Origin of the sequence: Nostoc sp. FACHB-190, from assembly GCF_014696905.1 — a bacterium.
Classification (GTDB): Bacteria; Cyanobacteriota; Cyanobacteriia; order Cyanobacteriales; family Nostocaceae; genus Nostoc_B.
Genome location: NZ_JACJQW010000047.1, coordinates 1 through 12222, shown reverse-complemented (window position 1 = coordinate 12222; position 12222 = coordinate 1). Strand labels below are relative to the sequence as shown.

Genomic DNA, 12222 nt, shown 5'->3' with positions numbered 1-12222 from the left:
AGGTGTAGGTTTTTTACGTTATGCCCCAAAAACCTTGATTTAGGGTGTAGGGGTGTAAGGGTGTGAGGGGGGTGGAACTCTGATTAAATCGTGATTTTTAGAGTCGCTACTCATCACTCTGTTAAAAACCTACACTTGTGAGCTCCCCACTCCCCCCTCCTTACTCCCCACTCCCTATTCCCCACTCCCCAGCTACGAAAAAAGGACTGGATAAACCAGCCCTTTTTTGTAATTATTTAATTTGTTTATTTTAATAACGGGATTTTTTGTTTTTGAGTTTTTGTTTTTTACGCCGTTTTTCAGAAGTGGCAACTGCCATATCTACCGGATAACCAACAACAGGAATTACTTGATATTTGCGCTCATCTTCTAAGTTTCTCAGTTCTGTGTAATCTACCCAATGGATACAATCAACCGGACAAGTGTCAATTGCTTCTTGGATGACTTCTTCCGCGTCCCCGTCTTGGCGAATTACGCGCGATCGCCCGTAATCTGGTTCAATGTAAAAAGTATTTCGCGCAACATGAGCGCAGTGTTTACAACCAATACAGGTGATTTCGTCAACATAAACACCCTTTTGGCGTAACACTCCACCCAACTCCGGCTCTAAACCAGAACGTTCTGGGTTATCCCGCAAAAAACCCCCTAATTCTGGTTCCAAACCGGAACGATTATCTTCCTGTTCCTCCGGCGAAGGCAGAAAATCAGCCATTACGCACTCCAGCGTTGTACTACTAAGCGAATAGAACCGTCTGCATTTTTTTGTTGTTCAGCAACTTGAAAACCAGCCAATGCAGTTTCCTTAACCACTGTTTGGTAAGCATAACGTTGGGTGACTTGGCGCAAGAAACCATCTACAGACAGATTTTGTTGCCAGTACTGCAAGTCAGCTACTAATTCGTATTCTTTGCCATTCCATCTAAAGCCGATGTCATAGCCATTTTCCTGCTCAATGGTGACTTCCGCAGGATGGGTTTGACCGCGATAGCCACGTACCTCGCGGGGGCCTGGTTTCCAGTCGATGCCCAAATCGGTTAGCGCATCTTTTAAAGAATCAAGGTTACGGATTTGAGTCTTAATTTGGCTAAAGTGTGACATGGTGGTTGTAAATCAACGACAATAAACTGTTAGAAAACTTACCATTCGCTGTAAGTAGCTTGCGTATTCGCCTGATTCGATTGGTGTAACTGATTGGCGAAATATTCTGAGGTTGGCTCTTGATTAAGTACTTGCCCCAGCTGTGCTTCTATTGCCTCTGTTACTTCAGCACAAGAAGCACCCACAATGCCAGTGACTTTCTCTTGTACCCGACCGTCTGGATAAATTATGAATTCTAATGTCTCCATGCTTTTGGCCAACCACGATAGTAAGCTTGGACTGTACCCCCTAGCACAATGCTAAGAATCCTGTCCAGGGAACATTGTTACTTAGACACAAACTTGCCATTTTTTAACTAATGTTCCATCTCTCAATATAAATATCTCAGAAAATTTACAAAAGTTATTATTTTAATAAGTCATTACATCTGTCATTAGTTAGTCTCTCTTAACCTTCTAGAATAGTCAAGTTTAAAATTAAGTTAGTTAATTCAGGGATAAAAGCCTGTCAAACCAACACTCTTCGGTAGTATAGCTAGATCAGTCAGTCACAAAACTATGCAATTTATTGAAAAAGTTTATCATTATGATTAGATAAACCCTATTCTTCCTGTAGGGTGATATGGCAGGTAAGGGACTTCTAATTAAAATAGGACTTACGCAAAAAACGAAAAAGTAGGGTTTTAGAACAGGGTGCGGGGGTATGAGGGTGTAAGGGTGTAAGTATTCAAAACCCCTTACGCCCCATACCCTTTCACCCCCGCACCCAATCCCTACAGACAATTTTGGTGCGTAAGTCCTGTAAAAAATAACCGCTCTTTCCTACTCCCCACTCCCCACTTTCTACTCCTAACCGGTAAAGATAATTTCAAAAATCAAACCTAATTACTATATTTATGGCAACTGCTTCTCTTACCGATTCTCTAGTTCCTAACCCTGTACCAAAATCGGCAATCATTCGTTTAGAAAATATCTTTAAAACCTACGGTAGTGGCGAAACTGAAGTCAAAGCACTGAACAATGTCAACTTGACCATCAACGAGGGCGAGTATTGTTCAATTATGGGGCCTTCTGGTTCAGGTAAATCCACAGCCATGAATATTATCGGCTGTTTAGACCGCCCCACAGACGGACATTACTATTTAGATAACGTTGATGTTGCCCAAATGGATGATAAAGCTTTGGCACATATCCGCAACAAAAAATTGGGGTTTGTCTTTCAACAATTCCATCTATTACCCCAACTGACAGCCTTAGAAAACGTGATGTTGCCAATGGCTTATGCTAATGTTAACCCCACAGAAAGACGCGATCGCGCCGTTGTCGCCTTAACCAGAGTTGGTTTAGAAAAGCGCCTAAACAACAAACCAAATCAACTCTCAGGAGGACAACAACAAAGAGTAGCGATCGCCCGTGCTATTGTCAACCGTCCCGTCGTTCTCCTCGCCGATGAACCCACAGGCGCACTTGACTCTCGCACCACCCAAGAGGTACTAGACATTTTCACCGAATTAAACGCCAGTGGGATCACCGTAGTCATGGTAACTCACGAACCAGATGTCGCCCGACAAACTCAGCGCATTGTTTGGTTCCGCGATGGTGAAATCATACACTCTCATCTCACACCCAATGATTTGACTCACTTGGCTGGTTAGAGGTTAGAGGCTAGAGGTTAGAGGCTAGAGGTTAGTACAACAAGGCAAAAGTAAAAAGGCAAAAGGAAAAAGAAAGAATAACGATACCACAAGCCTTTTAGCAATTTTTTATGGTCTGTTTATTTACGCCGACCTGTACTAGAGGTTAGAGGCTAGGAAAGGTATTAATTTTGAGATATTGAAGTTACGCCACTACAGGCTTTTTATCTAACCTCTAGTCCCCAGATCCTAGCCTCCCCTCTACATACATTATTTCGCATTGTTCTTTTTATCTAGCCTCTAGTAGTCTGCCAAGAGAACTTTGTGTGGTGGCTGGCAGAGGGGCAGGGTAGAGAGTACCTTCATTCCCCCCTGCTCCCCTGCTCCCTTACAGGGTCTACACAGCAATATTGGGTTGGTGGACTACTAGCCCCTAGCCCCTAGCCTCTTTACAGACTGGAAGTTTTACCAGTTTCTGCTTGTGTTTCAATGGGTTGGACATCACTGTAGCCCATTTCACCCGCTATGGTTCTAAAAACTGACATTTGTGCTTCAAAATCTAATCCTTCAATTTGAGACAGCAAATCATTAATTGCATTACCAGTTTCGTAATCATCAGGAAAATCAACTACTGTATCACCCATTGCTACTGCCCAAACATACCAAACTAATAATTGATTATTTTCTTTTAATGCACCATAGGCGCGGGAATATTCTGTGTCTTTGCGGTTAACTATATCCCGCATTACATTTAATTGTGCTTCCTCAGAAAGTTGTAAATAATCATTTAATAAAAGCGGTGCTAATTCTGGTTCAGCAGCAGCCGGAGCCGCAGGAGTAATAGAGTCACCCATGTTTTCATAAACCAGATAAAACCATGCTAATTTAGCATCAGTATCTAACTTATTAAAAGCTTTTACCACACTTTGGGTTGCGTTGCTTAATGCTTGAGTAGCATTATTTTCGTAATTTGCAGTCATGATTTATCACCAGGAAATTAACATATCAAACTAAGAGTTAACAAGGTTTTGTAATTACAATCTCCCTCCCAGAGAAAGACTTATTTTAATAGAGGATTAAAACTTATCTCTGTCTTGTAATAGAGGTAATAATCTCTCTCTAGGTGGCAGTAATTCATAAATTTACCTTGATACAATCGCCCCAGAATTTAATCAAATTACACAAGGTGTTAAATTATGGCTGATACAATAAAACCCAATCCTAATGAAGCTACTACCCATGATGCACAATTAACAGCCGAAAATATGGCTAGTGGCGAGGAAAAATTACAAAAAGTCGATTTTGATGCTGATTACGCAGCCGCACAGCAGTTTAGCATCAGTGAAATAGATCGCACTCCCGAAGGAGAAGCCGCCGCCCAAGCTGCAACTGCACCTAAATTAGAAATTCCCGAAGCTGAAGATAGAACCACTGAAGCACAGCCTACAGGGAACCCCGATGATTATTTAGAATTAGCTAAAGAAGTTGGGCGTTCTGATAATGAAGGCGTATCTAATGTTAGTGATGATTTAGTCAAACAAGCTATAGAAAAAGGTCAACCTAAAAAATAGCCATCTAAGGTATGAAGTATGAAGTATGAAGTGTGAAGTATGAATTGTTCTACTTTATCTTTCATACTTCATTTTTAATTTCATAGCCTTAGCCTCATAGATGAGGAAAGTATTGATTGCTGGAAGCATTGGGATTAATAGGTTTATACTTAGACATCTGCTAGATCACACAGGAAAATTAACAACAATTTTGAATAACATCTAGCAGTTCGCTAGGATGATTGATTAAAAAGTCAGGTTTTTGCTTTAATAAGACTTCTGGAGAGTTAAACCCCCAAGTGACAGCCACTACCTTAATATTGGCTTTTTTGGATGCTTCGATATCTCTAGTTTCATCACCAACGTAAATTACAGCTTGAGTTGAGAGTTGTTTTTGCTTTAATAAATTATTGATGATGGTTGTTTTGCCAAAAATTGTGACTCCAGAATAAATGAAATCAAATAGGTTATCTAATTCGTGGTTATTCAGAAAAGCTGTAACATTTTCTTTAGAGTTAGATGTGATAATTCCTAACTGATAACCATGATCTTTCAGTTCTGTGAGTGCTTCTTTAATTCCAGGAATTGGCTGAAATTCGTGAATTTTATTCTTGAGTTCTGATTTAACTTTTCTGAGGAGAAACGGAATCTTTAGGAGAGATACGCCTGAGTATTTAATAATTTCTCTAGAAGTTAAATTTCTCAAATGAGCGAGTTGTTCAGGAGTGATTTGTTTATAACCAAATTCTGTCGCTAAACGATTGGCAATACCAACAAGAGCATCTACTGTATCTGCAATTGTGCCATCAAAATCAAAAACGATTACTTTCTGAGTCATTATTTTGCCTAGATGCGTCAAGATTAGCACGGGCATTCCGTCTTAACATTTCTGGCTTAATCCGCCGCAACGCTGATGCCGGAAATTGTTGATCCCACTCCTCATCTGAGATTTTTGCTAATTCTATCAGCTTGGGCGCGATATTCCCAGGATAAGGTTGAAAATCTGCCACGTCGGTTGTCCGGGCAAATCGCTGATTCCAAGGACAAACATCTTGGCAAATATCACAACCTGCAACCCAGCCTTGCAAGTGTGGTGCGATCGCCTCTGGTAATTTTTCCCCCCGATTTTCTATTGTATGATACGCAATACAGCGATTAGCATCTACTACAAAGGGTTGCGTAATTGCACCAGTGGGGCAAGCTGTTAAACAACGAGTACAGCTACCGCAATGTTGTGTATGGGGGCGATCGCATTCTAGTTCTAAGTTGGTCACAATTTCCCCCAAAAATACCCAAGAGCCATACTCTCTGGTAATCACATTCCCATTTTTAGCAATCCAGCCAATTCCTGCTTTTTGCGCCCAGACTTTATCCTGCACAGGGCCAGTATCTGCATAGTACCTGGCTTTTACACCTTCACCCAGAGATTCTAACCAGCTATTTAGCTGCTTGAGTTTCTTGTGCATTACTTTGTGATAGTCTCGTCCCCAACCGTAGCGAGATATTTTGGCGTATTCTTCACCTTCGGGGCGTTGATGTGGAGTGTAATAATTCAGTGCCACACACACAAGCGATCGCGCTTCTGACATCACTAAACGAATATCTTGCCGCTTGGGATTATCCATCCACTCCATATCAGCGTGATAACCCAGTGCTATCCATGCTTGCAGTCTTTGAACTTCTGTATGATCTACCCCTTCTACAGCAGCAATTCCCACTTTGTGGAAGCCTAATTCTACAGCTTTTTCTTTGACTGCTTGGCTAGTTACAGAATTTTGATTCATGTGTTTGAGCTAAACTCTGCTCAAATTTTGGTTGCTTAATTATACACTCTACTGTCAAATCTGCCATAGAAAATTTGCCAGCCCACCTATTTGTAAATTTTATTTGCGGTTTGTAAATAAATGATGCAACATGGAAATGTCAGAGGCAAAGCCACAAAAAATACTGCAAACCTCTGACTAGATTCTCAGCACACTTAACTAATCAACTGTGGTGCCATCATGACATTCACTTCTGATTCAGCTTCAACCCGCTTCTCCAATGCTGTTAATTACAGCATCCAGGCTGTTGATGCCGTGACTTCCACCATTACCGTATTTCAAAACCTAAGTGTGGATGACCAACTAGCAGTGCTGTGGTATGCTTACACAGAAATGGGACGTTCTATTACACCAGCAGCTACAGGTGCAGCTCGTTTACAGTTAGCTGAAGGTCTACTGAATCAAATCAAGCAGATTTCCCACGCAGAGCAACTAAACTTTATGCGTGACTTGGTTGCCAAGAAAAATACTGCCCTCACTCGCTCTTATGGTATTTTGAGCAATAACACCAAGTTAGCTTTTTGGTATGAATTGTCAGAGTTAATGGTCAAGGGTTTTGTTGTACCAGTACCAAGCGACTACAAGCTTTCTCGTGATGGTGGACAAGTATTAGAAGCAATCAAAGAATTAGATTTTGGTCAACAAATTACTGTTCTTCGCAAAGTAGTTACTGAAATGGGTGTTGACCCTTTAGCTGACTAATCTGTGATATCCTCCCAACCTCAATGATTTGCCAAACACTGTTCCCAGATTTTTATCTGGGAACAAATTCTTTCTTGAGGAATAGTGCAAGTTAACAATCTACTTCAAAAGCAGCTTTTTTTATTTTTACTTTTATATTCAAATTAATTTTTAGTTAGCTTAATACTACTAATTTTATGAAAACTGCTGAATCTATAAGTGCAATTCAAATTGCAGGAATTACAGAACCTTGCATCTTAGATTATTTTGCCAGTCTCAATGCGGGTCAATTTCAACAAACAGCCGCACTGTTTTCTGAAGATGGTGTGATGTATCCGCCTTTTGAGTCTGGTATTGTGGGGAAAGATGCGATCGCAGCTTATTTACAACAAGAAGCCCAAGGACTTCAAGCCTATCCCCGTGAAGGAATTATTGAAAATATAGAAAATAACCACATCCAAGTTCAAGTAACAGGTAAAGCTCAAACCTCTTGGTGTGGTGTAAATGTTATCTGGCTATTTATCTTGAACCAACAACGGCAAATTACTTATACCAAAATCAAACTCTTAGCTTCTCCCCAAGAATTATTAGCGTTACAGCCACAAAATAGGGGTTAGAGTTTAGAGGCTAGTGGCTAGAAAACAAGTTTTTCTGATTTAGTTCTTATTTCAAAACTTATCAGTGCAGCGTCAAAAATACTAACCTCTAATCCCTAGCCATTAGACCCTAACTCTTAGTAGCCACTGCTAACTGCAAAGAGCGCATTAACAATTTTCTACCCAATTCAACATCTGCTGGAGCGCATATCCAATCAGGATGCGCTGTCATAAGCAGGCTATCTAAAGTTTCTTGATCAAACAAGTGCCAAACAGGAACATTATTAACTTCCATTTCGATCGCATAGCAATTCAGGCTAACACAGTAAATCTTACAAGCTTCAGCCATTCTGACCAAAGTCATTTTCTCTCCTGGTTGTAAAGCACGAAATTGGCGGATAGCCTGTTTAAAATCGCTGATGGAATCAACCACTAACCCAGGAATAGCTATGGTTAAACTTTTGTCTCCGTTGACTGCAATCCAATATTGGCGGCTGGGATCAATCCCTTCTAACCAAGGAAACTCATCATCAAGACGGTAACGGGGAGACAAACAAAATAAAGCTTCCATAGGCGGAATCACGACTTTAATTGTAATTCAGGGGTAATTTTTCACGCTGATTGTTACCAAATAATTAATTTGGTAACTCTATTTTTTACAGTATTTGATAAGTAGCCCCTATAAATCAAATAAATTTAGTAAAAGTTAGCATTTTGCTTAACTTTTCTTAATATCTCCCTACCGCCTATGGAACTCATATTTGATTTCTGAAAAAAATCAGTACGCTCTTTCCTACTCCCTACTCCTAGTTTGTGAGCTACGGTGTACACACAAGTTTGCCCAGAGAGAGTTTCCGTGTACACCGTAAGGAGGGGATAATTATCTAGACTGATTCTTGTCGCTACCAATATTATCAGTAGTAGAAGAATTGGTATTTGATGAGCCGTTGGGTTGATCTGAGCTTTGAGGTATGACAGTTTTAGATGTATTCGTTTGACTCCCATCGGCCGAGTTGTTAGTACTATCTTGGCGAGGGGTAGTTTGTGTTTCTGAATTGGACGGCTGTTGAGATGGAACGGTGATATTAATGTCTGGTTGAGCAGGTATATTGACTGGTGGCACTTGCTGTTGAGGAACTACAATAGGTACTTCTCTGGTTCTTTCAATAATTGTGGTTTGTTGTGGTTGGGGAGATGGAAGCCCACTGTTAGGTGAAGGGGTTACGACTGGTTGAGTTTCGTTAATTACTGTTTCTCTGGGTTGATTAAAGTACCAAAATGCACCAACAATTAAGCCAGCTAAAGATGTGAGCAAAATTCCTAATAGCAAACCACGAGAGGCATTTTCATTGTCACGAGCGGCTAAATTAGCTTGTTGGTAATTACGCTCAATTTCTCGACCATTGGCGTAACCATTACTGTAAGAACTCACATTGTTGTTAACACTTTCACTGGTGCGGGTCACGTTGGTGTGAGTGTTACCATAATTATCGGTGTAAGATTGTTGTTTAGTTTCGCTGTTATAAGTTTCACGATCGCCTGAATTTGTCATAATATTAATTACACTCCTAAAATATTGGTTGACAAAGCTAAACCTTTGCTAAAAAAGCAATTGCCATAATAATTTACAAAGAACTTCCAAAAGTTTAGTTCTTTTTTTTACTTGGCTTTTAATGATATTCAGCATACATTCTGCAATTACATCGACGGTTCTATCTAGAGTCGGGAGTTAATCATCTGCCAAAAGAATGAGTATGGGGTGGATACGGCAACTGATTGAAAGAAGTAATGAGTAATGAGTCAAAAACTTACTTATTACTCACTACTTAATACCCATTACTCATTACCTGTTACTTCAAAATGGTCAAGCTTGCTGACAGGCGATCGCTCATACTAAAAAATAGTCAACTAGCACATACATTAAATAGATGTTTTCCTGTCCCAGCAAATCTCAGACACCCCATAGTGGCTATCATTGGGATGGTAGCGATCGCCGTTTTTTTGAAGGCTGGTATTATCGTGTAACCTTGCCAGACTGCGGACAAACCTTTGCTTTCATGTACTCCATTGAAGATCCCACTGGTGGTAAAGCTTATAGTGGTGGTGCAGCCCAAGTCCTCGGCCCAAACGATGAGTATTTATGCCGGACTTTTCCCGATGTAGAAAAATTTTGGGCTAGTCGAGATGTCTTAGCTTTAGGACATTGGGGAAAAACCAACCTCAACACTCAACCCATATACCTTTTACCCACAGAATTTGCACAACATATTCAAGAAGGTTACCAAGCCACAGCTAAGATCAATCAGGGAATCATTCGTGATCCTGCAACGGGTTTTTATTGTCGCTGGTTGTACGAAATTCAGCCGATATATGGTTGGGGAAATCACAATAGTCTTCAGCAATCAACTGCTGGCTGGCTGTCATTTTCACAGATTTTTGAACCGGGCTGGCAAATTTTAATGGCGCACGGTTTAGCTAGTGGTTGGATAGACTGGAACGGCAAAATTTATGAATTTACCAACGCGCCAGCCTATGGTGAGAAAAACTGGGGCGGGGCGTTTCCGCAAAAATGGTTTTGGCTCAACTGTAATTGCTTTGATGGCGAACCTGACTTAGCATTAACCGCAGGTGGTGGTAGACGCGGTGTGTTGTGGTGGATGGAATCTGTCGCCATGATTGGAGTGCATTATCAAGGCAAATTTTATGAATTTGTCCCTTGGAACTCCCAAGTGCAATGGAAAATTCAACCTTGGGGTAGATGGCAAATGCAAGCTAGAAATTTAAACTACGAGGTTGAGTTGACAGGAACTACGCATCTACCAGGTACACCCCTACGTGCGCCGACAACAAATGGCTTAATGCACTGTTGTCGAGATACTATGCAAGGAAATCTGAATTTGGAGTTGCGAAAAATTAGTGACAAACAATCTCAAATTATCCTAAAATCACAGAGTTCTCTGTGTGGTTTAGAAATAGGTGGCGGTTCTTGGGACAGTTCGTGGCACTCTAGCTGAAACTACTGCTATTATATTTATGCTTCGTAGTTGGGGCTGTAGCTCAGTTGGATAGAGCGAGCGCCTCCTAAGCGCTAGGCCGTGCGTTCGAGACGCACCAGTCCCGTCGTTGTATCAAAGTAAAGTTCAACAAATTTGGTCAGCAGTTTTTACGGAATCTTCCGAATTTGTGTGAATTTAACTCTTAAATACCTGCTGATTGGTTTTATGTCCAGTTCGGTAGGCATAAACAGCAAATTCCCTAGACAAAACAGGGTAGATTTGCTAAAAATCTGCTAGTCTAACTTATACTTTTAGCTTATTCAGAGAATCTACGTCTTAGTCACACGAAATCATAGAGCCTTGAAGAACAATTTTTTGTTTACAGGTAAATCTTTTCGGTTTATGGTTCTTACCTTACCGATATTATTTTGGTTCGGTTACAAAGAAGTTCAAAAACAAACCCAGCCACCTCAAGCAGTATTGGTATTGGGTGGTTCAACCAAAAAATTAGAAAGAGAGAAATTTACTGCGGAGTTTGTACGTAAGCATCCGAAGTTACCCATCTGGATTACGGGTGGAAGTCCCCCTAGAACAACTCGCAGTGTATTTGTCAAGGCTGGTGTTGATCCCAAGAGATTACACTTGGATTATGAAGCGGTAGATACAGTTACTAATTTTACCAGCTTAGTAGATGATTTGAAAGCCAAGGGGATAAAAAGAGTTTATTTGATTACTTCTGATTTCCACATGCGTCGTGCTTCGGTTATTGGTGAGATCATCTTAGGTAGCCGAGGAATTGACTTTCAGCCAGTTTCTGTTCCTTCAAAATCGCCACCGGAACCGATAGAAAAATCTATCCGTGATGGAGCTAGAGCGTTAATGTGGGTAGCAACTGGTTACACTGGTGCGAATGATCCTAGCAAGGGTGGTAAATCCAGAATTGAGAGTAGAAGATAAAAAGTAAAAGAGCAAAAATCTATTTTTTACTTTTTACTTTTTACTTTGTTACTTGCTTATGCAGCCATTTCTTGTACTAGCACAAAGGGCTGTACTATTAGAGTATTAAAGCGTTTTTGACGATCGCCGTTCCATATTCCCACTTGGTCTACGGAAGGTTTGGTAATTAGTTGCTCATCAATCCACTGTTGTACAGATTGGGTGTTATCATTTGCGATCGCTTCTCCTACATCTAACAAACTTAGCCCTTGTGCTACCAAAATCACTGCATCGCGCTGCACATGGGGAATTAACCAATCCCATTCCGCCTCATCTAAACCTTCTGTTAACTCTGCTCTTAAATCTGACATGATTGCACGTTCATCTTGATATACATTCGATTTTACATGAGAGGTTAGGAGCTAGAGTCTGGGGGATATGTAGGCATCCTATTTTAGATATTAATCAGAGAGACAAGGTAGACAAGGTAGACAAGGTAGACAAGGTAGACAAGGTAGACAAGGTAGACAAGGTAGACAAGGTAGACAAGGTAGACAAGGTAGACAAGGTAGACAAGGTAGACAAGGTAGACAAGGTAGACAAGGTAGACAAGGTAGACAAGGTAGATAAGCTCTTGTGCATTTAAATTGTGATAATAGTATCGCCTTTATTTTTGAGTTTTCGTTCCCATTTAATAATTAACGCTCCTTCATTTAAAAGTTGATGTAATAAATATTCTAGGTCTTCAATTGATTTAAATAGCCGATTAGCAATATATTCTTTTGTCGAGTGCCAGACCAATTCAATTAAATTATAATCTGGGCTATATTCCGGGAGAAACTCTAAATGAATATTCGGCATTTCTGCTTCAATTTTATTGATATACTCTTCTCTTTTGTGAAAACTTGC

General features: G+C 40.5%; 16 protein-coding genes and 1 tRNA gene. 7 read left to right on the top strand and 10 right to left on the bottom strand.

What is annotated here, in order from left to right:
- Positions 1-250: 250 nt before the first annotated feature.
- Genes H6G28_RS31070 through H6G28_RS31060 form a run of 3 tightly spaced genes read right to left on the bottom strand, consistent with a single transcriptional unit; the run spans position 251 to position 1346 of the window.
- Positions 251-712 carry a ferredoxin gene (locus H6G28_RS31070; protein WP_190676723.1) on the bottom strand — a complete coding sequence of 154 codons (462 nt, stop codon included), beginning with the start codon at positions 710-712 and terminating at the stop codon, positions 251-253.
- A complete protein-coding gene (locus H6G28_RS31065) occupies positions 712-1098 on the bottom strand; it encodes a DUF1257 domain-containing protein (RefSeq protein ID WP_190591532.1) in 387 nt (128 codons plus the stop codon). Before H6G28_RS31065 ends, H6G28_RS31070 begins: the two co-directional genes overlap by 1 nt.
- Before the next feature lie 38 nt (positions 1099-1136).
- Positions 1137-1346 (bottom strand): DUF2997 domain-containing protein, encoded by a 210-nt coding sequence (locus H6G28_RS31060; RefSeq protein WP_190591533.1) that lies wholly within the window; start codon positions 1344-1346, stop codon positions 1137-1139.
- A gap of 647 nt (positions 1347-1993) precedes the next feature.
- Between H6G28_RS31060 and H6G28_RS31055 the strand changes: the two genes are divergently transcribed.
- Positions 1994-2752, top strand: a complete 759-nt coding sequence (locus tag H6G28_RS31055) for an ABC transporter ATP-binding protein (protein ID WP_199332980.1) — start codon at positions 1994-1996, stop codon at positions 2750-2752.
- A gap of 428 nt (positions 2753-3180) precedes the next feature.
- Here H6G28_RS31055 and H6G28_RS31050 read toward each other — a convergent pair whose 3' ends face one another.
- Positions 3181-3711: an orange carotenoid protein N-terminal domain-containing protein gene (locus H6G28_RS31050; protein WP_190591534.1), complete on the bottom strand. Its 531-nt coding sequence runs from the start codon at positions 3709-3711 to the stop codon at positions 3181-3183.
- Positions 3712-3927: 216 nt separating this feature from the next.
- On the opposite strand from H6G28_RS31050, the gene H6G28_RS31045 reads away from it, so the two are divergent.
- Positions 3928-4302, top strand: coding sequence for a hypothetical protein (locus H6G28_RS31045; RefSeq protein WP_190591535.1), 375 nt, complete (start codon positions 3928-3930; stop codon positions 4300-4302).
- A 178-nt stretch (positions 4303-4480) separates the two neighbouring features.
- Here the strand turns inward: H6G28_RS31045 and H6G28_RS31040 are convergent, their stop codons facing one another.
- Positions 4481-5119, bottom strand: coding sequence for an HAD-IA family hydrolase (locus tag H6G28_RS31040; RefSeq protein WP_190591536.1), 639 nt, complete (start codon positions 5117-5119; stop codon positions 4481-4483).
- Positions 5094-6065 (bottom strand): tRNA epoxyqueuosine(34) reductase QueG, encoded by a 972-nt coding sequence (gene queG, locus H6G28_RS31035; protein WP_190676721.1) that lies wholly within the window; start codon positions 6063-6065, stop codon positions 5094-5096. The genes H6G28_RS31040 and queG overlap by 26 nt, the downstream gene beginning before the upstream one ends.
- A 219-nt stretch (positions 6066-6284) precedes the next feature.
- Between queG and H6G28_RS31030 the strand changes: the two genes are divergently transcribed.
- Positions 6285-6806, top strand: coding sequence for an orange carotenoid protein N-terminal domain-containing protein (locus H6G28_RS31030; RefSeq protein ID WP_190676719.1), 522 nt, complete (start codon positions 6285-6287; stop codon positions 6804-6806).
- Between the two features lie 176 nt (positions 6807-6982).
- Entirely contained in the window at positions 6983-7402 is a 420-nt protein-coding gene (locus tag H6G28_RS31025; RefSeq protein ID WP_190591539.1) for a nuclear transport factor 2 family protein, read from the top strand.
- 109 nt (positions 7403-7511) lie between these two features.
- Here H6G28_RS31025 and H6G28_RS31020 read toward each other — a convergent pair whose 3' ends face one another.
- Entirely contained in the window at positions 7512-7952 is a 441-nt protein-coding gene (locus tag H6G28_RS31020) for a hypothetical protein (protein ID WP_190591540.1), read from the bottom strand.
- 309 nt (positions 7953-8261) lie between these two features.
- The gene (locus H6G28_RS31015) at positions 8262-8933 is read right to left on the bottom strand and encodes a hypothetical protein (protein ID WP_190676717.1); all 672 of its coding nucleotides are present in this window, start codon (positions 8931-8933) and stop codon (positions 8262-8264) included.
- A 376-nt stretch (positions 8934-9309) separates the two neighbouring features.
- On the opposite strand from H6G28_RS31015, the gene H6G28_RS31010 reads away from it, so the two are divergent.
- From H6G28_RS31010 to H6G28_RS31000, 3 genes are all read left to right on the top strand, one after another.
- Positions 9310-10395, top strand: a complete 1086-nt coding sequence (locus H6G28_RS31010) for a tocopherol cyclase family protein (protein ID WP_190676715.1) — start codon at positions 9310-9312, stop codon at positions 10393-10395.
- Between the two features lie 32 nt (positions 10396-10427).
- Positions 10428-10501 (top strand) — tRNA-Arg (locus H6G28_RS31005).
- A gap of 278 nt (positions 10502-10779) precedes the next feature.
- Complete coding sequence (locus H6G28_RS31000) at positions 10780-11334, top strand: YdcF family protein (protein ID WP_190591562.1); 555 nt, start codon at positions 10780-10782, stop codon at positions 11332-11334.
- Between the two features lie 56 nt (positions 11335-11390).
- Here H6G28_RS31000 and H6G28_RS30995 read toward each other — a convergent pair whose 3' ends face one another.
- Complete coding sequence (locus H6G28_RS30995) at positions 11391-11684, bottom strand: DUF2288 domain-containing protein (protein ID WP_190591543.1); 294 nt, start codon at positions 11682-11684, stop codon at positions 11391-11393.
- Between the two features lie 271 nt (positions 11685-11955).
- The coding region (locus H6G28_RS30985) for a transposase (RefSeq protein ID WP_190672982.1) at positions 11956-12222 on the bottom strand (267 nt) is incomplete at its 5' end.